The organism is Brachybacterium sp. SW0106-09, from assembly GCF_001293905.1.
In the GTDB taxonomy this organism is placed as follows: Bacteria; Actinomycetota; Actinomycetes; order Actinomycetales; family Dermabacteraceae; genus Brachybacterium; species Brachybacterium conglomeratum.
In genome coordinates, this window is record NZ_BCAK01000005.1 from 139,575 (window position 1) to 162,909 (window position 23,335).

Below are 23,335 nucleotides of genomic sequence, written 5' to 3' on the forward strand. Positions count from 1 at the left end.
CCGGTGCGCGGTCGGGCGAGGATCCCCCTGGCCCAAACTGCTCAAAGCGGACATACTGGTCACGTTCAATCTAGCCCATCCCGCCGTGGATGAGTAGATCGGGCGGACCACTGATGCAGGAGGGGCTCCTCGAGCCCCGGCGTCGCCGAGCCCGAGAGAGGTCACTGTGCAGAGAACCGTGATGAAGGAGCATGCCGAGAAGAGCTCCCGGCTCCCCCCGGCGGAGACGTTCGTCCTCATCGCGGCCGCGGCATGGACGGTGTACGTCGCTCTGACGTGCTTCCGGCTCGAGGGCGGTGCCGCCGAGGTGCTCGCGACGTCCTGGCAGTATCTCGCCTTCGCCCCGATGCTCGTGGCGGGGGCGGTGCTGGGCCATGTCGCGAAGCGGGGGGTGCTGCCCCTGGTGGTGTCGCTCCTCGTAGTCGCTCCTGCGCTGGTGCTGCTGCTGGGCGTGCCCTCCTACGTGAACGCCCTCGCCGCAGCGGGGGTCCAGCTCGCGGCGCTCGGCGCGCTGATCTTCGAGGGCAGCGCGGGCGCCGGGGTGCGGGGCCTGCGCGGGGCGCCGATGGTGCGGACCCGGGACCCCGGCGACGTCGCCCTCGGGGGATGGGACCGCGCGCAGATCGCCTGGCGCCGACAGCTCGTCCAGGTGATCGGGGCCTGCATCGCCGTGCTCGGCGTCGTGCTCGCGACCAACGCCAAGGCGGGCCTCGCCACCCTCGCGGTGGTCCTGCTGGCCGCCGCGCTCGCCGCCTGGGGGCGCCTGCACCTCTCCCGCCGCACGATCGTCGGCCTCGGCCTCGGCGCCGTCGGTCTCGCCGCGCTGCTCGTGGTGGTGCTTGGAGTCGTCAGCCGCTGGCCCTCCTGGATGACCGGACCCCAGTCGCTGAGCAGCGCGCGGCATGCGCTGTGGCGGGACGCGCTGACCCTGTTCGCGCAGCACCCGGTCCTCGGGGGCGGGCCCGGCGCGTTCTCCGACTGGTCGGACATCGCGGAGTACAACCCGCTGCTGTACGCCGCCCACTCCTCGGTCCTCCAGGTCGCCTCGGAGCTCGGCGCGGTGGGCGTGTTCCTCTTCGGGGCGATGCTGGCCGCCGGTATGAACCTGGCCGCCCAGCGGGGGCGGGGTCGAGCGCTGATCGGCGTCGCCGCGTGGAGCGCCCTGGCGGTCCACTCGATGATCGACCACCTCTACGAGTTCCCGATGGTGGTGCTTCTGGCCGGGATCGTGATCGGCTGGGCGGGGGCGCGTCCCGTCCGCCGCGCCGGGACTCCGCCCGGTCCCGAACCTCGGCCCGGCCGCTGACGAGCCCCGCGGCCTCTGGCACCCTGGCCCCATGACCTCCCTTCCCGCCGGCCTCCCCGCCGACAGCCACGTCCACAGCGAGTTCTCCTGGGACACCGGCGGCCCGGACTCCGCCGCGCGCGGCACCATGCGCGCGACCTGCGCGCGGGCCGTGGAGATCGGACTGCCCGCGCTGTTCTTCACCGAGCACCTCGATCTCGAGGACTCCTGGTTCACCGATCCCGAGGACTTCGCCGACCACGAGCGGCACCTGGTGGGGGAGGACGGCGTGGTCGCGGTGCCGCGCTTCGACGTCGAGGGCTATCTCGAGGAGATCGACCGCTGCCGCGCCGCCTTCCCGCAGCTGCTGATCGGCACCGGCCTCGAGTTCGGCCAGCCCGGCCTGCGCACCGACGCCGCTCGTGCCCAGCTCGACCTCAGCGCCTTCGACCGCATCATCGGCTCGCTCCACACGGTCCCGCTCGAGCGCCCGTCGGCCGACGGGGGATCCGCGGACAGCATGGACGCCGACGGGGAGCCCGCCGGTGAGGAGCAGTCCGCCGACGGGGCGCGGTCCCCGCGTCCGGAGCACCGCGCCGAGCCGAACACGCTGCTGCGTCGGCGTCCCGCCCTCGAGGTGATCCGCGACTACCTCGCCGAGGTGCCCGCGCAGGTCGCCGGCGAGGGACCGCACGAGGTCGTCACCCATCTCGACTACGCGGTGCGCTACTGGCCCGAGGAGGTCGAGGGCCCCTTCGACCCGCGCCCGCTCGAGGAGGAGTTCCGTGGCGCGATGCGCGCGATCGCCGCGAGCGGGCGCGCGCTCGAGATCAACACCCGCCGCCTGCGCCCCTGGATCCCGCAGTGGTGGGCGGAGGAGGGCGGGGAGGCGATCAGCTTCGGCAGCGACTCACACACCCCGTTCGCCCTCGCCGCGAACTTCCCCGAGGCGACGGCGCTGGCGGACTGGGCCGGCTTCCGCCCCGGCCGCGACCCACGCGAGCTCTGGCGTCGCTGACCCCGGGGTCAGCGCCGGGGCCGCTGGGACCGCCGTGACCTCGAGGGCCGCTGGCCCCGATGCGACCGCGGCCCGTCGCGGTCGCCGTCACGGCGGACCGTCGCCGGCTTCGCCCTCTACCGGCTCGCCCCGTATCCTCGTCGCGTCGGTCCACATCCCGGACCGGCGGTCCGTCCCGGCGCGGGCCCCATCCCGTCCCGCCCGTCCGACGCGACCGAGCACGCTCCCGCGCGGAGCAGGACGAGGAGGTCTGATGCGCGCACTGCGCAAGGTCACGCCCGGCGCGGGCCTGGAATGGACGACGGTCGACGAGCCCGGCTGCGGGCCCTGGGATGTGCAGGTGCGTGTGCTGCGCACCGGGATCTGCGGCACCGACCTGCACATCCTCGCCTGGGACTCCTCCGCGGAGGCGATGTGCGACTCGGTCCCCTTCACCCCCGGCCACGAGTTCTACGGCGAGATCGCCGAGGTCGGCTCCGAGGTCGACGACGTGCGCGTGGGCGACCGGGTCTCCGGCGAGGGGCACGTGGTGTGCGGGACCTGCCGCAACTGCCGCGCCGGACGGCGCCAGATGTGCAACCGCGTCCGCTCCGTCGGCGTGCAGCGCGACGGCGCTTTCGCCGAGTACGTCACCGTCCCGCACGAGAACGTGTGGGTCCACGAGCACGACGGCGGGCAGGAGCTGATCAGCCCCGAGCTCGGCGCGGCCTTCGACCCGCTGGGCAACGCCGTGCACACCGCGCTGAAGTTCCCGCTGGTGGGCGAGGACGTGCTGATCACCGGCGCCGGACCGATCGGGCAGATGGCCGCGGCCGTCGCCCGCCACGCCGGCGCCCGCTACATCACCATCACCGACATCTCCCCGGAGCGCCTCGCGATGGCGGAGGACTGCGGCGCCGACGTGGTCCTCGACGTCTCCACCACCCGCGTGCTCGACGCGCAGCGGCAGCTCGGCATGCGCGAGGGCTTCGACGTGGGCCTGGAGATCACCGGCCAGGCCCGCGCCCTGCAGGAGATGATCGAGAACATGAACCACGGCGGGAAGATCGCGCTGCTGGGCCTGCCCTCGCGGCAGTTCGAGATCGACTGGACCGCGGTCGTCACCCGCATGCTCACCCTCCAGGGCATCTACGGTCGCGAGATGTACGAGACCTGGAACGCGATGTCCGCGATGCTCTCCACTTCCCGCACCCTGCGCACCGCCATCGAGCGCACCATCACCCATGTGCTGCCCGCTGCGGAGTGGGAGGACGGCTTCGCCCTCGCCCGCGAGGGGAAGGCCGGCAAGGTGCTCCTGGACTGGAGCGACGTCGGCGACTGACCTCGGGCGGTCGCCGGCCCTGCAGGCCCGGCGCCGGCCCATGTCTCCGTCGCCCCCACCCCGTCGCACAGTTCGGCGCTCCCTGCGTGACCTCAACTCCCATACGGCGCGGAGGTCACGCACAGGACGCAGAATTGTGCGCCCCCCACCCCCGTGACCTCACCCCAGCCCCGCTCCCGACCCCAAGGACCCACACCCATGTACACCGACCTCAAGGACCAGCTGACCGCCGAGCTCGACGAGATCGAGCAGGCCGGCACCTTCAAGCACGAGCGCGTCATCTCCACAGCGCAGTCCGGCCGCATCACCGCCGGACCCGTCGGCCGCGACGGCGCCGAGGTGCTGAACTTCTGCGCGAACAACTACCTGGGCCTGGCCGACGACGAGCGGCTGATCGCCTCCGCCAAGCGCGCCCTGGACGAGCGCGGCTTCGGCATGGCCTCGGTGCGCTTCATCTGCGGCACCCAGGACCTGCACCTCCAGCTCGAGCAGGCCGTCTCCGCCTTCCTCGGCACCGAGGACACGATCCTGTTCTCCTCCTGCTTCGACGCGAACGGCGCCGTCTTCGAGCCGCTGTTCGGCAAGGAGGACGCGATCATCTCCGACGCCCTGAACCACGCCTCCCTCATCGACGGGATCCGCCTGTCCAAGGCCGCCCGCTTCCGCTACGCCAACGCCGACCTCGACGACCTGCGCACCCAGCTCGAGGCTGCCGCCGCGCTGCACGACGGCAGGGGCGCGAGGCGCACCGTCATCGTCACCGACGGGGTGTTCTCGATGGACGGCTACCTCGCCCCGCTGCCCGGCATCTGCGACCTCGCCGAGGAGTTCGGCGCCCTGGTCATGGTCGACGACTCACACGCCGTCGGCTTCATGGGCGAGTCCGGCGCGGGCACCCCCGAGCATTTCGGCGTCTCCGACCGCGTGGACATCTTTACGGGCACCTTCGGCAAGGCGCTCGGCGGCGCGAGCGGCGGCTACGTCTCCGGCAGGCGCGAGATCGTCGCGATGCTGCGCCAGAAGGGCCGCCCCTACCTGTTCTCCAACTCGCTCGCCCCCTCGATCACCGCCGCGACGCTCACCGCGCTGCAGCTCGTCGAGGGCAGCGCCGAGCTGCGCGCGACCCTGTTCCGCAACGCCGAGCTGTTCCGTCGGCGGATGGGCGAGGAGGGCTTCGACTTGCTGCCCGGCGAGCACGCGATCGTGCCGGTCATGTTCGGCGACGCCGCGCTCGCCGCCCGGATCGCCGACGCGATGCTCGACCAGGGCGTGTACGTCACCGCGTTCTCTTACCCAGTGGTGCCGAAGGGGCAGGCGCGCATCCGCGTGCAGCTCTCCGCCGCGCACACCGAGGCGGACATCGAGGCGGCCGTGCGCGCCTTCGTCGCCGCCCGCGAGGCCGTGCAGGCCGGCTGACGACGGCAGGACGGCGGCCCCGAGCCGACGGTTCGCGCTCGGCCGCGGACGTCCGGCCGGGTGGGCCGAATGACACTGCGCTCCCTTCGTGACCTCAGCCCTTATATGGCGTTGAGGTCACGCAGGGAGCGCAGAATCATGCGCGGCCCGGATGGTGTGGCGTCTCGTCACCCCAGCCGCATCCAGTCGTCGGTCCGCACCCGCAGCCCCAGGCTCACAGCCCGCAGCACCATGAAGAAGAAGTTGCAGGCCAGCCACAGCAGCGAAAGACCCAGCGGGCCTCCCGGCGCCCACAGCGCCACCGCGATCGCGCCGGGCAGGACCAGCACCGCGATGAGCGAGCCGACCTTCGCCAGGTAGGGCGCGTCCCCGGCGCCCATCAGCACCCCGTCGAGCACGAACACGTACCCGGCGATCGGCTGGGTGATCACCAGCACCCAGAGCGCCCCGCGCAGGCTCTCCTGCACAGCGACATCGGGCGTGAACAGCGAGGGCACCACGTAGCTCGCCGCGAGCAGCAGCACCGCGACGACCGCGCCGCCGCCCACGCCCCACACCATCAGCCGCCGCGTCACGGCGTGGACGGTGCGCGGGTCGGAGGCGCCGAGATACCGCCCGGTCAGGGCCTGCCCCGCGATCGCGAGGGAGTCCAGCGCGAGGGACAGCACCGTGAACACCGTGGTGGTGAGCTGGTGCGCGGCCAGCTGTACGTCGCCGAGCCCGGTGGCGACCACCGTCGAGGCGATCACCACCACCCGCAGGGACAGGGTGCGAACGAACATCGGCACGGCGTCGCGGCCCACGGCGACGAGGTTCGCCGGCTGCAGCCCGAGCCCGATCCCCTCGCGTCGTGCCCGTTGCACGATCACCGCGAGCAGCACCAGTGCCATGCCCCACTGGGCGATCACCGTGCCGATCGCGGAGCCGGCGATCCCGAGGCCGGCGCCGAAGATCAGCAGCGCGTTCAGCGGGATGTTCACGATCGCGCCGCCGACGGCGACCACCAGCGGCAGCGTCGCATCCTGCAGTCCGCGCACCAGACCCGTCGCGGCCTGCACGGCGAGCATCGCGGGCAGGCCGAGGGCGCTGATGCGCAGGTAGATCGTCGCTTCGGCGAGCACCTCGGGGGAGGGGCCGAACAGGGCCAGCAGCGGCTCCCCGGCTACCACCAGCACGAGCGCCGCGGCGACGCCGACGAGCAGCGCGAGCCAGCAGGCGTCGATCCCGCGCGAGATCGCCTCGCGGCGTCGGCCGGCGCCGAAGGAACGGGCGACCGCGGCGGTGGTGGAGTAGGCGAGGAACACGGCCAGGCCCACGACGGTGGTGAGCACGGTCGAGGCGAGGCCCAGGCCCGCGAGCGAGGTCGTCGAGACGCGGGCGATGAACGCGGAGTCGGCCAGGACGAACAGCGGCTCGGCCACGAGCGCGCCGAGGCTCGGGATCGCCAGGCGCAGGATGTCGCGGTCGACGGTGCGCCGCGCCCGCTCCTCGCGCGGCTCGGCGATCGGCGCTTCCCGCGGCTCGGCCGTCGGCTGCTCGCGGTCGCCGCCCGTCCGCTCCTTGCGGTCTCCGCCCGTCGGCCCTGAGGGTCCCTCGTCCCTCAGCTCGTCGGGCTCGTCGGGAGAAGAGGCGGGGGTGGGCACCCCACCATTGTGCGACGAGCATCCGACCATCGTCGGTGCCGGGGTCACAGGCGCGCGTGAGACAGTTCCTGCGGAGCACTCCGCCCTGCGCCCGCGGCGCGGCGACGGGGCCCACGCCCCGCCCCACGGCGGGACCCCACCCCGTCGGACCGCCTTCCCGAGGAGCAGGATGAACCGCCTTGCCCGCCTGAGCCTGAACAACAGGTCCTTCATCGCCCTGGTGTGCATCGCCGTGTCGATCATCGGCGCGTTCATCATGACCACGATGCGCCAGGAGCTGATCCCCTCGGTCTCCCTGCCGCAGATCCAGGTGATGACCACCGCTCCCGGCTCCTCGTCCGAGCAGGTCAGGGACCGGATCACGAGCCCCGTCGAGCAGTCGCTGCAGGGGCTGGAGAACGTCGAGGCCACCTCCTCGACTTCCCAGGCGGGGCTGTCGATGGTCACCGTCGAGCTCACCTACGGCACCGACGTGGCCCGCTCGTCGAACCAGGTCGACGCGGCGCTGAGCCGCATCGAGGAGCAGCTCCCCTCGGACGCGGACCCGCAGGTCATCTCTGGCGGCACCAGTGACCTGCCCGCCGTGGTGCTGTCGGTCTCCTCGGACCTCGACGCCTCCGATCTCGCCTCGCGCCTGGACGCCTCGGTGACCCCCGAGCTCGAGCGCATCGGCGGGGTCTCCTCCGTCGCGGTGATCGGCGCGCCCGAGCAGATCGTGCGCATCACCCCGGACGAGGCCGCGCTCGCCGAGAACGGCCTGACCGAGGACGACATCTCCACCGCCCTGGACGCCAGCGGCCTGTCCCTGCCCGGTGGCTCCGTCACCGACGGGGACCGCACGCTGGACGTCGTGCTCGGGCAGAGCATCGACAGCCTCGAGAGCCTCGAGGGGATCGTGCTGATGCCGTCCGACGACGCCTCCGGCTCCGGCGGCGACGACGCGCAGGGCGCCGGCCAGCAGGGCGCCGACGGACAGGCCGCGGGCGGCCAGCAGGGCGCCGACCAGCAGGGCGCGCAGGGGGCCGACGGGCAGCAGACCCAGCCCGGCACCGACCCGCAGCAGCCCGCCGAGCCGGTCACCCTCGGCGAGGTCGCCACCGTCGAGCAGACCACCGAGGACCCCACCTCCGTCTCGCGCACCAACGGCCGCGAGTCGCTCGTGGTGATGGTGACCGCGACCGTCGACGGCAACGTCGTGGACATCTCCGGGGACGTCGAGAGCGTCCTGGATGACACCCTCGCCGGCGTCGGCGGCGACGCCCAGGCCGACGTCGTCTTCGACCAGGCCCCCTTCATCCAGGAGTCGATCCTGGCGCTGGCCGAGGAGGGCCTGCTGGGCCTGCTCTTCGCCGTCGGCGTGATCCTGCTGTTCCTGCGCCGGGTGCGGCCCACCGTGGTCACCGCGATCTCGATCCCGACCTCGCTGCTGATCGCGTTCATCGGCATGTATGTCACCGGGTACACGCTGAACATGCTGACCCTGGCGGCGCTGACGATCTCCATCGGCCGCGTGGTGGACGACTCGATCGTGGTGATCGAGAACATCATGCGCCACCTCGCCTACGGCAAGACCAAGCGCCGCGCGATCCTCGACGCGGTGGGCGAGGTCGCCGGCGCGATCACCGCCTCCACCCTCGCCACGGTCGTGGTGTTCCTGCCGATCGCCGTGGTCTCGGGCATGGCCGGGGAGCTGTTCCGGCCCTTCGCCCTCACCGTCGGCATCGCGATGCTGTCCTCGCTGCTGGTGGCGCTGACGATCGTGCCGGTGCTCGCGTACTGGTTCCTGAAGCCCCCGAAGGGCCACGAGGACATCGACCCCGACGACGCGGCGCAGGTCGCCGCGATCCGAGAGGACGCCGAGGCGAAGGAGGAGCACACCTGGCTGCACCGCCTCTACGCCCCCGTGCTGCGGGCGACGCTGGACACGCTGCCCCGCCGTCTGCTGACCCTCGGCGGCGCTGTGATCGTGCTGATCGGCAGCGTGCTGCTGATCCCGCTGGTCAACGTCAGCTTCCTGGGCGACACGGGGCAGAACATCGCCTCGATCACCCAGACCCTCCCGGCCGGCACCAACCTCCAGCAGGCCTCCGACAAGGCGGCCGAGTCCGAGGACGCGCTGCTGGAGATCGACGGGGTCGAGACCGTGCAGACCACCATCGGCGGCGGCCAGTTCGGCATGGGCGGCGGCGGCGAGAACGAGGTCAGCTTCTCCATCACCACTGATGCCGACGCGGACCAGGAGGCGCTGAGCGACGAGATGGTCGCGGCGCTGGAGGCCCTGCCGGAGCCCGGCGAGGTCGAGGCGGCCGACGTCGCCTCGCCCACCGGCTCGAACTCGGTGGACATCATGATCACCGGCCCCACCGCGGAGGACCGTCAGGCCGCGAACGACGCGATCCTGGCCGAGCTCGACCCGCTGCCGGACGGCGTCTCCGAGGTCGCCTCCGACCTCGAGGGCGACCAGCCGACGGCCGTGGTGACCGTGGACCGTGAGGCCGCGGCGCGGATGGGGCTGACCGAGGAGGCTGTGGTCGGCCTGGTCGCCCAGCAGATGTTCCCCGGCGCGATCGGCACGATCACCCTCGAGGACGACGAGCTGGATATCTACGTCGAGGGCGGCGAGAGCGTGGACACCTTCGCGCAGCTGCAGGACCTCGAGCTGATGGGCTCGATCCCGCTGACGGACGTCGCCTCGGTCGACGAGGAGCTCTCCCGCCCCTCCATCTCGACCCAGGACGGGCTCGAGACGGTCACCGTCTCGGTGACGCCGGCCGGTGAGGACGTGGGCATCGCGACCCGCGCCGCGAACGACGCGATCGCCGCGGCGGACCTGCCCGAGGGCGTCGAGGCGACCGTGGGCGGCACCGCTGCGGACATCGACGAGACCTTCGGACAGCTCGGCATCGCCATGGTCGCCGCGATCCTGCTGGTGTACGTGCTGCTGGTGTGGATCTTCAAGTCGCTGATCCAGCCGCTGATCCTGCTGGCCTCGATCCCCTTCGCGGCGATCGGCTCGCTGGGCCTGCTGGTCATCACCCGCGTGCCGCTTGGGCTGCCCTCGATGATCGGCCTGCTGATGCTGGTGGGCATCGTGGTCACCAACGCGATCGTGCTGATCGACCTGGTCAACCAGTACCGACGCCACGGGATGGGTCTGGACGAGGCGCTGCACCTCGGCGCCTCCAAGCGTCTGCGCCCGATCCTGATGACCGCGGCGGCGACGATCTTCGCGCTCGTCCCGATGGCGCTGGGCATCACCGGCAACGGCGGGTTCATCGCCCAGCCGCTGGCCGTGGTGGTCATCGGCGGTCTGATCTCCTCCACCCTGCTCACCCTCGTGATCGTGCCGGTGCTGTACCGGATGGCGGAGGGCCCGGGGGAGCGGCGCCGACTGCGCGAGGAGGCCCGCACCGCGGAGCGCCGGAGCGGCCGCTCCGGCCGTGCGGAGGCCGAGCGGCGCGAGGCCGAGGGCGACGCGCCGGTGGACCACCTCGCCGAGAACGAGGCCGGCGGCGGAGCCGCGACGAGCACCGGCGCGGCCGGGGCCGGCGGTACGACGGCCGACGGGGCGACCCTCGGTGGCACGGCGACCGGCGGAGCCGCGACGAGTGGCGGCACCTCCGCGGCCCATGGCCGACGTGCGACGAGCCGGCCCGCGACGCCCACCGAGCAGCAGCGGGACCTCGCTCAGCGGCGTCCCGACCTGCGCGGGAGCTCCGCCACCGGGGCCGACGGCCGGGGTGGCGGGGGTCGGTCGATCAAGGAGCGCGGCGGGATCGTCGGGATCGTGAAGCGGCGCCTCGGCCGCGACTGATCCACGGGGCGGACCCACGAGGGGCCGGGCGACCAACGCGTCGCCCGGCCCCTTCCCGTCCGGCCCGCTCTGCCCGGCGCGGTCCGCCCCGGCGCGGTCCGGCCGCTGCCGGCCTGTCCCTTCCCACCGTCCCGCCGGCCTCGTCGGCCCGGGGACGGTCAGGTGATGGCGCATGTCGTCCCTCTATGCCGTTATTGGCATAGTGGTGCCGTATACGCCATCGGTCGACCATGGCCCTGCGCCGTCCCGCTCCGGGACCGGGTGGGAATCGGAGCACGAGCGGGAGGAGCACATGGTGGCCGACGAGACCCGCCCCCGCGGCCCCCGCACCTCGCCCCGCCCTGACGCAGAGTCTCGCCCCGGCACGGGACCTCGGCCCGGCACTGAACCCCGGTCCGGCGCCTCCGCCCGCCCCCGCTCCTCGCGCCGCTCCGGCACCACGCGCCGTCCCCGCACCTCGCGCGGCTCCTCGCGTCCCCGCATCCGGCGCAGTCCCCGCCGCTGGACGGTCCGCACCCGCGTGCTCTCCACCCTGCTCGCGTTCATCGCCGGGGGCCTCGCCGTCACGGGCGTGCTCACCTTCGCCGCGCAGTTCCGGGCCCTGGACCAGCGGGTCGAGGCCGAGCTGTGGCAGGAGCACAGCGAGCTCTCTCTGATCGCCAACTCCACCGACGCGGACGGCGAGACGATCCACACCACGGTCGACAGCGTTCTGGTCAACGCCACCGACTCCGCCGCTCCCTCCGACCACGAGTCGGTGATCGCCCTCATCGACGGGGAGCCGCGCTACCAGCCCCGACAGCAGGACTTCGCGCTGCTGCCCGAACCGCCCGAGGACGCCTCGCACGCGGACGCCGCCGCGGTCACGGCCGAGTCCGAGATGGTCCTCGCCGAGATCCTCGACGCGCAGGTGCCGGACAGGACGGTGATCGTGCCGATGGAGGCCCACGGCCGTGACCTGCGCGTGCTGATCGCGTCGGTCTCGGTGGCCGGCGACGAGCAGCAGGGCGTGTTCGTGGTCGCCAACGACATCGGCGCGCAGCGACGCGAGCTGTGGCAGAGCGTGGCGCTGTTCTCGGGGATGTCCGTGCTGGTGCTGCTGCTGGCCGGCTGGGTGGGCTATGTCGTCACCGGGCGGCTGCTGCGGCCGCTGGTGGACCTGCGCGGCGCGACCGAGCAGGTCACGGTCACGGATCTCGAGCACCGAGTGCAGGTCCCGGACGGCGGGGACGACATCTCCGCGCTCGCCCAGAACTTCAACCGCATGCTCGAGCGGATCCAGGAGGGCTTCGCCGAGCAGCGCCGCTTCATGAGCGACGTCGGGCACGAGCTGCGCACCCCGCTGACCATCGTGCGCGGCACAATGGAGACCACCGACGTGCAGGATCCCGACGACGTCGCCGAGTCGCACCAGATCGCGATGGAGGAGCTGGACCGGATGGGCCGCGTGGTCGGGGATCTCTCCGAGCTCGCCGCCTCCAGCCGCCCCGACTACGTGAAGCTCCGCCCGGTGGACCTCGCCTCCTTCACCCGCTCCGCCTTCGCCCGCATCGAGCACATCGGGGAGCGGGAGTGGATCCTGGAGCGCACGGCCGACGTGGTCGCCGAGGCCGACGAGCAGCGCCTCACCCAGGCGGTCGTGCAGCTGGCCGCGAACGCGGTGCGCTACAGCGACGAGGGGACCCGGATCTGGTTCGGCGTGGACCAGGTGCTCGGGCCCGAGGGGCCGGAGATCCACGTCAGCGTGCGCGACGAGGGCGTGGGCATCGCCGAGGAGAACCAGCGTCGCGTCTTCGAGCGCTTCACCCGGGCCGAGGGCGCGCGCGGCGCCGGCTCCGGGCTGGGCCTGCCGATCGTGCAGGCGATCGCGGAGGGCCACGTCGGGGTGGTGCGGCTGCTCTCCCGGCTCGGCAGGGGATCGACCTTCACGATCGTGTTCCCGCAGTTCAGCGCCGAGGCCCCCAGGGCTGTCGGCGAGGGCGCGGACCCCGGGAGCAGTCATACTGGGACGCGGGCGACGCACCGACCCGACGACGAGACCGACGAGCCACCCCGGAGGGAGCAGGTATGAGGATCCTCATCGCCGAGGACGAGGCGCGGATCGCGCGCTTCATGGAGCGGGGCCTGAAGGCCAACGGCTACGCGACCACCGTGGTGGAGGACGGCATCGCCGCGCTGGACCTCGCCTCCGGCGGGGAGTTCGACCTGCTGATCCTCGACGTGGGCCTGCCGCGCATGGACGGCTTCCAGGTGCTGAAGGCGCTGCGCGACATGGACGTGCAGATCCCGATCCTCATGGTCACCGCCCGCACCGGCGTGGAGGACACGGTGCAGGGGCTCGAGAGCGGTGCGAACGACTACATCGCCAAGCCCTTCCGCTTCGAGGAGCTGCTGGCGCGGGTGAAGCTGCGCGCCCGGGAGGCGACCGCCGGCGCCGGCGCCGTCAGCGCCGACGTGCTCACCCTCGGGGACCTGTCCCTGGACCTGCGCAGCCGTATCGCCGAGTGCACCGTCGACGGCGCCTCACGCGAGGTGGAGCTGTCCTCGCGCGAGTTCACCATGGCCCGCGTGTTCCTGGAGAACCCGGGACAGGTCCTCACCCGCGACCTGCTGCTGTCGAAGGTGTGGGGCTACGACTACGACGGCGCCTCGAACGTGGTGGACGTGTACGTCGGCTACCTGCGCGGCAAGCTCGGCGCGCCCCGCCTGGTGACCGTGCGCGGAGCGGGCTACAAGATGGTCGACCCCGCCGCCTGAGCGCCCCCGCCGCCTGAGCGCCCCGCCGGCCGAGCCCTCGCGGGTCGAAGCCCCGTCGGCCGCGCCCCCACAGACCGCACCCGTTCTCCGGCCGCGCCTCTCCGGCCGCGTCCGCGGTCCGGCCGCGCCTCTCGCCGGCCGCCCCCCTCGACGGCGCGTCGCCGCAGGCCACGGCCCACGAAGTGGGTTCATGAGAGTCCTCTCATCGACCCTTCACAGGGGTCTCATCGCGTGCTGGGAGCCTCGCCGACATGAAGGCTCTTCGCACCACCGGGATCATCGTGTCCGTCGCGCTCGCCGCGGCCGCGCTCGCCGTGCTGCCCTTGGTCGATGAGGAGGGCCCGCAGGAGCGGGCCGGGATCACGATCGGCGACGCCTCCGATGCCGGCGGCGACGCACGCGCCGGCGGTGGCGCCGGCGGGGAGGATCCCCGCTCCGCCGACGGGACCGACCCGGCCGCCGCGGGCGCGGATCGGTCGGCCGACGGCGCCGCCGTGGCGCTGCCGCGCCCGAGCGCGACCGAGCAGCCCGTGGGCGGGATCCACTCCGACACCGGCATCGGCGCGATCGAGTCCGAGCCCTCGCCCGAACCCGCCCCGGCGCCCGCTCCGGCCCCCGCGCCCGCCGCCCCGGCCGACGGGAACCCCTCGACCGGCGGCTCGTCCTCCGGCGGCTCGTCCTCCGGCGGCTCCTCGTCGGGCGGGTCCTCCTCGGAGGGCTCGAGGCCCGCGCCCGCGAAGCCCGCACCGGCGCCTCCGCAGCGTCCCTCCGGCGTCTGCGAGTGGGACGACGGCGAGCTCAAGTGCGACGGCGACGGCGGCGGCGGCGACGATGATGACGAGGATGACGATGACGATGACGGCGAGGTCGACGACTGACCCGGGCCGGCGCCGCCCCACGGCGGACGGCTGAGCCCGCCCCACAGGCGCAGTCCCCGCACAGATCGAGCCCGGACGGCAATGGCGCCGTCCGGGCTCTCTCCTGCGGTGGCCTCGGGGTTCTCGTCGTCCCCTCAGTCGTCGTCCTCGCCGTCGGGGCGGCCGCCCACCGTCTCGTGCTGCGGCATCGTCCCGGCCTGCAGGGCGTGGAGGGGGTGCTCCCGCGCGCCCAGCAGCTGCGCGAGCTGCCCGGAGCCGGCCATCACCACCACGCCCGGATAGGAGCTCAGCACCCGGTCCAGCATGCGCCGGCCGTCGTCGTCGAGGTCGCCCTCGAGGCCGTCGATCAGCAGCAGCGGCGGGGTGCCGTACATCGCGCGGGCGAGCGCGAGGCGGGCCCGGTCCGAGCGGTCCAGCGGCTCGCCGCCGCGGCGCAGCGGGGTGCGACCCCCGCGGGGGAGGGAGTCGATGTCCAGCCCCACCAGGTCCAGCATCTCCTGGTCGTGGGCGGCGTCGAGGTCGGGGCGTCGGTAGTGCAGCGCCCGGCCCACGGTGCCGCGCTCGAACACGGTGCCGGAGGCGGCATGGCCTACCAGGCGCCGCACCCGCTTCGGGCCGAGCGAGCGCAGGTTCTGCCCGTCGACCCACACCGAGTCCGGCGCGGCGAGCTCGGGGCCGGGGGAGAGCTCCAGCACCCGGCGCAGCAGCTCCTGCGGGGCGCGCGGATCCTCGGAGACCAGGCGCACCCGGTCCCGGGGCCCGGCCACGAGCGGGGAGTCGCCCGCGGTGAGACCCGGCAGGTGCAGGTGCACCTGCGCGTCCCCGGTCTCGACCGGACGCGGCGCCTCGACCTCGGCGGAGAGCCGACGGCGCTCCTCGGCGCGGCGGCGGCGCTGCGCGGCCCCGGCCAGCGCCGGGCCCAGCACCATCCGGGCCGCGAGATGGGTCTGCCGGTACTCGACGATCCGCCCGATCTCGAGCACCGGCGAGGAGGCGATCCCGGCGACGGCCATCGCCGCCATGGTCACGCCCGGGGACTGGCCCAGGTAGATCCCGGCCGCGGCGACCAGCAGCGTGGTCAGGGTTGAGGCGACCACGCCGCCGGCGCGGAGGGTGCCGACGGTCTCGGCGCGGTCCACCGCGATCTCCACCAGGCTCCCGGAGGCCTCGCGCAGGTTGCGCAGCTCCCGCTTCGACCCGCCCGCGGCGAGGATCCCCTCGGAGGCGGTGACGGTGTCGGCGATGCGGGAGGCGAGGCGGCCGCGGGTGCGGCGCATGCGTCGGGTCTTGATCAGCGCGGTCCGTGCCCACACCAGCAGGCACAGCCCGAGCACCACCAGCGGAACCGCCATCGCGACGGCGAGCAGCGGATGCAGCACGACGAGGGTTCCCAGGCTGCCCAGGATCAGCGGCACCCCGACGGTCAGCGGGGCGATGCCCTGGGAGACCCAGTTGCGCACCCCGGAGAGGTCGTTGGTGGTGCGGGCGACGGTCACGCCGAGCGAGGTCGAGTGCCCGGGAGTGAGCGCATCGCCCAGCAGGGTCAGGCGCAGCTGGTGGACGTAGTCCTGGCCGAGCTTCTCGGCGAGCACGCGCTGATGCACGGTCAGCGCCCCGATCGCCAGCGCGGTCAGCACCAGCAGCAGCAGGGCCCGCAGCAGGATCGGGGACATGCCCGCCGGGGCGGCCTGCATGGTCACCAGCGCCCAGGCGGACAGCGCGCCGAGCGCCGCCTGCCCGAACCCCAGCAGCACCAGCCCTGCGAGCCACAGCCGGCGCCGTCCCCGCATCAGCGGGGGCAGCGGGGGAGGGTTCTTCAGCAGGCCGTTCGCCTGCAGCTCCGGCTCGCGGTCACGACGCATCGTCGAGGCGCTCCTCCAGCAGGTCCTCGACCAGACCGCGCGCCACCTCCGCCTCGGTGAGGTCGAAGGTGCCGGCCACGGGCACGTCCAGGGCGCGGCGCGCCTCCGCGGTCGCGAGCGGCGAGCTGGTCACCACGCCGGAGACGACCGACGGGGTCCGGCCGAGCTCCGCGAGCGCCGCGACGCCGCCGACGGCACCGAGCGCGTCGCCGGCCGCGAACACGACCCGGTCCACGACCGCTCCGACCTCGGGGTCGGCGAGCAGGCGCGCGGTCTCGCCCTGGTAGACGCCGTCGGCGATCTCCAGCAGCACCACGTCGGGACGGGCGGCGCCGCCGGCGAGCTCGTCGGCCATCGACAGGAACAGGTCGCGCACCTCCTCGACGTCGACCTGGAAGGTGGAGGAGTAGCCGAAGTCGGTGAAGTCCAGGACGCGGTGCGCGCCCGCGTCGAGGAAGAGGTTGTAGTCGTTGCCCGCGCCGGTGCCGGTCGCCTTCCCGGCGGCCACGCGCAGCCCGGCCGCGGCGAGGCCGTGCGCGAAATGGGCCAGCACCGTCGACTTCCCGGAGTTCATCGAGGTGCCGAGCACGGCGATCACGGGGACGTGATGGGCGGGACGGTCGGTGCGCGCGGTGATCGAGCGCAGCACCTGGTGGGGGGCGGTGCGGGCGAGGGTGAGGGGGCCGTGCTCGTCGCGGATCACGCCGATCGGCTCGATCTCTGTGGGGGAGCCGACGCCGGAGTGCTGCTCGAGCACACGGGAGGCCAGACCGCCGGCGGCCGCGAGATGGGCGGGGCCGAGGTCCGCGGGGACCATCGCGAGGAACTGGTCGGCGGCGTAGCGGCTGCCGTAGGCGACGACGATCTCGTCGCCGGGGAAGAGGATCTGGCGGCGGGAGACGGGGCTCTCCAGACGCTTGTGGTGGCCGACCTTCGTCACCCGGGCGAGCAGCACCTCGCCGGGCTGCGGGACGTGCTCGCCGGTGATCAGCTCGACCTCGCGGGCGCGGCGCAGGTGGGTGCCGACGGTGCGGGTGGAGAAGGCGTGCTTGGCGCGCTCGATGCGGGAGCGCACGTCCTGCGGCGCCCTCGCGGGGCTCGTGGCGGTGAGCGGCGCGGCGGTGGTCTCGGGGTGCAGGATCGTCATCTCGGGGCTCCTCGGTGGGTGGGTCCGTGGCGGACCCTGGAGCGGGCCTGCCGTACGAGGAACAGTGAACCGACGGCGGATGAAGCGTCGATGAATCGATGATGAGACGGATCTCAGGAAAGAACCCGAAGGTCAGGCGGGCACGCCGAGGCGCGCGAAGGCGCTGCGGAAGATCGTCAGCCCGTCCAGGCCGTGCATCTTCTGGACCCGCTTGTCGAGCTTGTCCAGCTCGTCGCCCTGATGGGCGAAGAGGTGGTTCATCACGTGGCGCACCTCGGACTCGTCCATCATCCCGCTGCCCACCGGCTTCCACACCTTCGACATCACCAGGCGCACCAGCTTCGGCGCCCGCTCGGAGGCCTCGAGGTACCTCCGCGCCGAGGTCGTGTAGTAGGCGACGTGCCGCGTCTCCTGCTGCGCGATCCGCTTGAGCAGCGGGGACATCACCGGGTGGTCGACCATGGCGGAGAGCCGACGGTAGGCGGCCACGGCGGAGAGCTCGTTGGCCGCGCCCCAGGTCATGTGCACCGCGAGGAAGTCCTTGCCCACCAGGTTCGACAGCGAGGACTGCTTCATCGGACCGAGCGCGGCCCGCCAGCCGAGCTTGACGCGCTTCGCCTTGACCTCGTCGTAGTCCACGACGATGCCGTGCCGGCCGAGCACCCGGGCGAGGGCTTCGCCGTGCCAGTACTCCTCGCGGTTCCACACGGTCATGAAGCCGCCGGCCTCCTCCTCGCGGTGCGAGGGGGTCACCAGCAGATCGCGCATGAAGCAGGAGGTGTGGTACTCGACGTCGCACATGTAGCGCAGGGACCGCAGCGTCTGCGCGTCCAGCGGCTGCTCGTCGAAGAGGTCGAAGTCGAGATCCGCGTACTTGACGGGCAGCGAGGTCTCGGCGAAATGATCGATGTCGAAGGCCATGTCACGCTCCGGAACGGGGCAGGGAGAGCAGGTGGGCGTCGGGGAGGTCCGGGCCGGGCAGCAGCCGGGAGATCTCCCGTCGGGCGCGGTGGAGACCGGCGCGGTCGCGGGGATCCGCGCCCAGCACCTGCAGCGCTGCGTCGAGATCGGGATCGGGCACCCCGCCGCCGTGCAGCGGGGAGCCCAGGCTCAGCACCAGCCGTGCGACGACGGCCTCCTTGTGTGAGCGGGTGATGCGGCCGATGGCCTCCTGGGTGAAGAAGTCGACCGCCGCCTCCTGGCGGGCGCGCACGGTGCGGACCACGCGCTCGGCCTCGCCGCCCAGGCGCCGTGCGATCGCGTCGAGCCCCGCCACGAGCGAGGCCTCCTGGATCGCCATGCGGGCCATATGGCCGGCGGCGACGGGCTCCCCGGCCGCGGCGTTCCACAGCGGGGTCAGCAGCGGCTGGACGCGGTCCACGTGGATCCGGCGCAGCGCGGCGACGCGGCTCGGCCGACGGGACGGGGCGGGGCGCTCGACGGGGTGGTCGCCGGTGAGCAGATCGCGCAGCGCACGGGCCTGCCAGTGGCGGTCCACCAGCCAGGTCGCGAGGAAGGCGGTGATCCGGGCCTCGTTCGCGGTGACGGTCGAGAGCATCGTCCGCGCCTCGGCGAGCCCGGAGGACTCCATGCGGTGCAGCACGCCGAGGGCGAGGCGCTCCTGGTCGCGCAGCGGCTCCTGGGAGCCGAGGAGCTCGGTGTCGACGGCGATCCGGCTGGTGCCGCGCTTCGTGTACGCCTCGACGTCGAAGTCGGTGCGCAGCACGGGGGTGATCGTCTCGTCGAAGTGGAGATGGCCGGCGTAGCGGCCGGTGGTCGGCATCGACGCGTGCGGATCCGGGGTCCCGACGGGGCCCGGGGACGCGGCGGCCTCGGGGGAGGCAGCCTCTGCGCTCCGTGCCCTCGTGGTCCGGTCCCTGTCGTCGTCGGCATGAGCCGACGGGTCCGCGGTGAGGTCGACGGTCACCTTCCACCTCTCTCTCAGGATCGGGTCGGCGCGCGGCGCGGAGCCCCGCACCGCGGCGGCGCGACCGGGAACAGTGTACGGAGAAGCCCTGGAGGATGCCCGAGCGCGACGTCAGGCGGGGTGATGCCCGGCTTGGTAGGTTTCGTCGTGTGATGACCTCAGGTGCCGCCTCGCTGCCGGTGCCGGGCGACGACCGCGCCGGGCGGGACCTGCCCGGACCCGAGGCGCTGCGCATCGCGCTGCATCCCGCCGAGCTGCCGCTCGCCCGTCCCCGGGACGTGGCGCAGGCGGCCGCCCGGGTGAGCGATCTCATATCGGCCGGTCGCCTCCGGGAGGCGCGCCGCCTCGCCGCGGAGTTCCGACGCCGCACCGCCCGCCCCGCGGACCGCGCCTCGCTGCTGCGGGCGGCGCTGCGCGGCGCGCTGCGGAGCGAGGACGCCGAGCAGGCCGAGAGCGACTCCGCGGACCTCGTCTCCCTCCTGCATCGCAGCGGCCGCACCGAGCAGGCCGCGGCCGTGGTGCAGGTCCTGCTCGAGCGCGGCCCCCTCGCCGAGGCGCCCGAGCGGACGGGCACCGGGACCCGGGGCCGACGCCGCGGCGAGGCTCTCCGAGCCTCCGCCCCGATGCTCGCCGTCGTGCGCGCCCTCGAGGCCAGCTCCCTGCCCGGGACCGACGGGGGACGGGGCGGCACCGTCGACCCGCGCCGCGCCGTGGCCCGGCTCCGTGCCGCGCTCGCCGCCCTTCCCGAGGTGCGCGAGGCGCTGCTCGAGGACCCCGAGCGCGAGCTGCGGCTCCGCCTCGCGCAGGCCCTCGAGGCCGTCGGCGACGTCGACGGGGCCGTGAGCCTCGCCCTCGACGTGCTCGAGCTGACCGCGCAGCAGGCGACGGAGCGCGGCGAGGCCCCCGCGGACCCGTGGCGCCTGGAGACCGGGGCCCACGCCCTCCTCGCCCGCCTGCTCCGGCAGGAGCGGCCCGTCGTCGCCGCGCACCACGCCCTCGAGGCGCTCGGCGGGCTCGCCGACGTGGACGACCCCCCGCTGCGGATCGGGCTGATCACCTCGCTGCTGCAGGCGCTGATGGCGGCCGGCGCGACGGATCTCGCCGGGTTCACCGCAGGGCGCCTGGTCTCCCTCCAGCGCACCCTCGAGCAGGACCGGCTGCGGATCGCCCCGCTCCTGGCCGTCACCGCCCAGCGCCTCCAGGCCGAGCGGCTGGACGCGGCGCGGGTGCCGCTCGAACAGGCCCGCGCCCTCGCCCGCGAGCACCGTGACCACCGCTCCCTGCTCGAGGCGGCGCGGCTGGCCGCGAGCCTCCACGAGCGCGCCGGCGACCACGCCGCCTCCCTCGGTGAGCTGCAGCGTCTGGCCGCGGCGGCGCGCTGGCTCGTCGACGAGCTCGACACCCCGCGCGAGGAGCGCTCCGAGAGGCTGCGCACCGAGCTCAGCGCGAACGCCCTGGCGATGCGGCGGGCGCTGGACCTGGGGTGCCCCGGGGCGGTGCACGTCGCCGCCCGCGAGATCGAGCGCCGCACCCGCCCCGACTCCGGCTGGGACCTGCCGCCCGAGCTGCTGTGGGACCACCTGGTCGATGCCCGGATGGGGGTGCTGATCGTCGCCGGCGATGCGCTCGCCCGCGGCGAGCAGGGGACCGACCAGGCCGGCTACGAGGCCAGCCGCCGCGAGGTGCTCGAGGCGATCGGGCGGATGCCCGAGGGGCACGACGCGCGCGCCCGCTACTGGGCGGCCTATCTCGACGACCGCCACGCCGACCTGCTCGCCCGGCGCGGCGAGACCGCGGCCGCGCGCCGCGCCGCCCGCCGGGCCCGCTCCGCCTACGAGGCGCTGGGCCGGGACGAGGACGCCGCCCGTGTCGCGAGGCTCGTGACGGAGCTGGAGGCGGCTCGCGAGGCCGAGGGCGGGGCCGAGCGGGCCGGGCACGGGGCAGGGCACGGAGCCGAGGGCGACGCCGACGCGCGGGCCGGGCGCGACTCCGAGGGCGACGGCGACGAGCGGGCGGGGAGCGCCTGAGCGCTCAGCTCCCGTCGGCCTCCCGCATCGTCTCCTCGAGCACCGCGATCACGGCCCGCGGATCCGTCGCCGGGTTCACGAAGGCGAGCCGCAGCGCGATCTCGCCCCGGAACGCGGTGGGCACGCACAGCATCGTCCCGTCCTTCGACAGGCGCTGCGACCAGCGGCGATAGGCGGCAGGCGTCCATCCCGGCCGACGGAACACCACCACGGACAGCTCCGGCTCCATGAGCAGCTCGAGGTGCTCGCTCGCACGGATCGCCTCCGCGACGGTGCGGGCGGAGTCCAGGCAGCGGTCCACCGCCGCGGCATAGGCGGCGGTGCCGTGGGTGGCCAGCGAGTACCACAGCGGCAGGCCGCGGGTGCGGCGGGAGAGATGGGCGGCGAGGTCCGAGGGGTTGGACTCGCCGCGGTCGATCGAGTCGAGATAGGCGGCGTGCTGGGAGTGCGCGGCCGCCGCCGGGCGCGCATCCCGGTACAGCAGGGCGCAGCAGTCGTAGGGCGCGAACAGCCACTTGTGCGGATCGACGATGAAGGAGTCGGCCTGCTCGATGCCCGCGAAGCGCTCCCGCGCGCTCGGCGAGGCCAGCGCCGCGCCGCCGTAGGCGCCGTCCACGTGCACCCAGGCGCCGTGGCGGTGCGCGACCTCGACCACCGAGGCGAGGTCGTCGACGATCCCGGCGTTCGTGGTGCCGCCCGAGGCGACCACCGCGCAGATCCGCGGATCCTCCGCCAGCAGCGGTTCGAGCGCGGCGCCGGTGAGATGTCCGCGGTCGTCGACCGGGACCGTGACCACGTCCATGTCCAGCAGTCGCGCGGCGGAGGCGACCGAGGAGTGGGCGGTCGAGGCGCAGGCCAGCGCCCAGCCGCCGCCTGGGCGTCGGCCCCGCTCGCGCAGCGCGTGGTCGCGCGCGGTCGCGAGCGCCGAGAGGTTCCCCTGGGTGCCGCCGGAGACGAACACCCCGGCGGCGTCCGCCGGCCAGCCCAGCAGGTCCGCGAGCCAGCGCAGCACCTGGTTCTCGGCGAAGATCGCGCCGGCGCCGTTCTCCCAGATCCCGCCGAACACGTTCGCGGCGGAGACGACGGTGTCGAAGGCGACCGCGGCCCGCGTCGGCGCGGCGGGGATGTAGGCGAGGTTCATCGGGTCCTCGCTCGAGCGGGTCGCCGGCAGCAGCACCTCGTCGAACAGCTCCATCGCGCGGGCGGCGCCGATGCCGTCCTCGGTGATGGTCGCGCCCACCTCGGCCTGCAGCTCCTCGGCGCTGCGGGCGGTGGTCTTGGGGTCTGTGGCGACGGTGGTGTGCGAGGCGGCCCAGCGCAGGGCGAGGCTCACGGCCTCCCGCTCGTCGCCCCAGACCTCCGAGGGCTCGCGATGGCGCTGCAGCGCGTCCGCGGCGCGGGAGAAGGCGGAGTCCTCCGCGGTCGGGGCCGTGCTCTGCGGTGCCGGTGCGTCGGGAGCAGGGGAGGGGGTGAGGGGCTGCGCGGGGTCCGGGATCACGTCCAGCATCGTCGCACGCGCGCGGCCGACGGGAGGGCCGGGCGGGGCGACCCGCCTGCGCGTCCTGACAGGGACGTCCGCCTGGCGTAGCGTGGAGGCACCGGCCGAAAGGGGGCCCGCCACGACGATCGGAGCCGACGGCCTCCCCGAGGCGCACGCGCATGGGCCCGGGGAGACGATCGCCGTGAGGGACAACGCCCGGGCCGGACGCTATGAGGCGGTCCGGGGCGGTGAGGTCGTCGGGATCATGATCTACGAGCGCACACGGCGCCGGGTCGAGCTGATCCACACCGTCACCGACCCCGAGCACCGCGGCGAGGGCGTCGCCTCCGTGCTCGTGCGCACCGTGCTCGCCGAGGCGCGGGCCGCCGCCCTCCCTGTGCTGGTGATCTGCCCCTTCCTCGAGAGCTGGCTGCAGCGCCACCCCGATCAGGCCGTCGGCGTCATCGCCGAGGACTGAACGCCGCACGGGCCGCGCCCCACCTGCGCCGCGCCTTCCCGGCCCGGCTCCTGCGCCCGCTCGGCTCCCGCTCGGACCTGTCCCGCTCGCCTTCGCAAGGACCTGTTCCGTCGGCTCTCGCCTGGCCCCGCCCCTGCTCGCCCGGCCCAGCGCGGCTCTCGCCTGACCCCGCCCCTCCCGGCCCTGCTCTCGCCCCGCCGCGGGGCCCCTGGTCAAGTAGTGGCGTATGGCGTACCTGTATGCCGATATGGCGGTTTCAGATGATCACTGCATCGGTGGTGA

16 protein-coding genes are annotated in these 23,335 nt (G+C 73.9%); 10 read left to right on the forward strand and 6 right to left on the reverse strand.

What is annotated here, in order from left to right; all coding sequences use genetic code 11:
* The first annotated feature begins 181 nt into the window (after positions 1-181).
* From Y09_RS04085 to Y09_RS04100, 4 genes are all read left to right on the forward strand, one after another.
* Positions 182-1,306, forward strand: coding sequence for an O-antigen ligase (locus Y09_RS04085; RefSeq protein WP_053916364.1), 1,125 nt, complete (start codon positions 182-184; stop codon positions 1,304-1,306).
* Between the two features lie 31 nt (positions 1,307-1,337).
* Positions 1,338-2,303 (forward strand): PHP domain-containing protein, encoded by a 966-nt coding sequence (locus Y09_RS04090; RefSeq protein WP_053916365.1) that lies wholly within the window; start codon positions 1,338-1,340, stop codon positions 2,301-2,303.
* A gap of 253 nt (positions 2,304-2,556) precedes the next feature.
* Positions 2,557-3,624, forward strand: coding sequence for an L-threonine 3-dehydrogenase (gene tdh / locus Y09_RS04095; RefSeq protein ID WP_053916366.1), 1,068 nt, complete (start codon positions 2,557-2,559; stop codon positions 3,622-3,624).
* A gap of 198 nt (positions 3,625-3,822) precedes the next feature.
* On the forward strand, positions 3,823-5,040 hold the full coding sequence (locus tag Y09_RS04100) for a glycine C-acetyltransferase (protein ID WP_053916367.1): 1,218 nt from the start codon (positions 3,823-3,825) through the stop codon (positions 5,038-5,040).
* Between the two features lie 167 nt (positions 5,041-5,207).
* On the opposite strand, the gene Y09_RS04105 is transcribed toward Y09_RS04100, so the two are convergent.
* The gene (locus Y09_RS04105) at positions 5,208-6,683 is read right to left on the reverse strand and encodes an MATE family efflux transporter (protein ID WP_234695621.1); all 1,476 of its coding nucleotides are present in this window, start codon (positions 6,681-6,683) and stop codon (positions 5,208-5,210) included.
* 169 nt (positions 6,684-6,852) lie between these two features.
* Here Y09_RS04105 and Y09_RS04110 point away from each other — a divergent pair, with 169 nt between their 5' ends.
* The 4 genes from Y09_RS04110 to Y09_RS04125 all read left to right on the forward strand — a co-directional run bounded on the left by Y09_RS04110 (position 6,853) and on the right by Y09_RS04125 (position 14,132).
* Entirely contained in the window at positions 6,853-10,497 is a 3,645-nt protein-coding gene (locus tag Y09_RS04110; protein WP_053916368.1) for an efflux RND transporter permease subunit, read from the forward strand.
* 292 nt (positions 10,498-10,789) lie between these two features.
* Positions 10,790-12,568, forward strand: coding sequence for a cell wall metabolism sensor histidine kinase WalK (locus tag Y09_RS04115; protein WP_053916369.1), 1,779 nt, complete (start codon positions 10,790-10,792; stop codon positions 12,566-12,568).
* Positions 12,565-13,254, forward strand: a complete 690-nt coding sequence (locus Y09_RS04120; RefSeq protein ID WP_053916370.1) for a response regulator transcription factor — start codon at positions 12,565-12,567, stop codon at positions 13,252-13,254. Before Y09_RS04115 ends, Y09_RS04120 begins: the two co-directional genes overlap by 4 nt.
* A 251-nt stretch (positions 13,255-13,505) precedes the next feature.
* Positions 13,506-14,132 (forward strand): hypothetical protein, encoded by a 627-nt coding sequence (locus Y09_RS04125; RefSeq protein WP_053916371.1) that lies wholly within the window; start codon positions 13,506-13,508, stop codon positions 14,130-14,132.
* A 134-nt stretch (positions 14,133-14,266) separates the two neighbouring features.
* Here the strand turns inward: Y09_RS04125 and Y09_RS04130 are convergent, their stop codons facing one another.
* The 4 genes from Y09_RS04130 to Y09_RS04145 form a co-directional block, all read right to left on the reverse strand.
* On the reverse strand, positions 14,267-15,994 hold the full coding sequence (locus Y09_RS04130; RefSeq protein ID WP_053916372.1) for an ABC transporter ATP-binding protein: 1,728 nt from the start codon (positions 15,992-15,994) through the stop codon (positions 14,267-14,269).
* Positions 15,984-17,141, reverse strand: coding sequence for a malic enzyme protein (locus Y09_RS04135; protein WP_053916373.1), 1,158 nt, complete (start codon positions 17,139-17,141; stop codon positions 15,984-15,986). Before Y09_RS04135 ends, Y09_RS04130 begins: the two co-directional genes overlap by 11 nt.
* 132 nt (positions 17,142-17,273) lie before the next feature.
* Positions 17,274-18,062, reverse strand: coding sequence for a ferritin-like domain-containing protein (locus Y09_RS04140; protein WP_053916374.1), 789 nt, complete (start codon positions 18,060-18,062; stop codon positions 17,274-17,276).
* A gap of 1 nt (position 18,063) precedes the next feature.
* Positions 18,064-18,924 (reverse strand): hypothetical protein, encoded by an 861-nt coding sequence (locus Y09_RS04145; RefSeq protein WP_234695622.1) that lies wholly within the window; start codon positions 18,922-18,924, stop codon positions 18,064-18,066.
* A gap of 296 nt (positions 18,925-19,220) precedes the next feature.
* On the opposite strand from Y09_RS04145, the gene Y09_RS04150 reads away from it, so the two are divergent.
* On the forward strand, positions 19,221-21,095 hold the full coding sequence (locus Y09_RS04150) for a hypothetical protein (RefSeq protein WP_053916376.1): 1,875 nt from the start codon (positions 19,221-19,223) through the stop codon (positions 21,093-21,095).
* Between the two features lie 4 nt (positions 21,096-21,099).
* Here Y09_RS04150 and Y09_RS04155 read toward each other — a convergent pair whose 3' ends face one another.
* The gene (locus tag Y09_RS04155; protein WP_082358625.1) at positions 21,100-22,593 is read right to left on the reverse strand and encodes an aminotransferase class V-fold PLP-dependent enzyme; all 1,494 of its coding nucleotides are present in this window, start codon (positions 22,591-22,593) and stop codon (positions 21,100-21,102) included.
* 184 nt (positions 22,594-22,777) lie between these two features.
* On the opposite strand from Y09_RS04155, the gene Y09_RS04160 reads away from it, so the two are divergent.
* Complete coding sequence (locus Y09_RS04160; RefSeq protein ID WP_234695623.1) at positions 22,778-23,053, forward strand: GNAT family N-acetyltransferase; 276 nt, start codon at positions 22,778-22,780, stop codon at positions 23,051-23,053.
* Positions 23,054-23,335 lie beyond the last annotated feature (282 nt).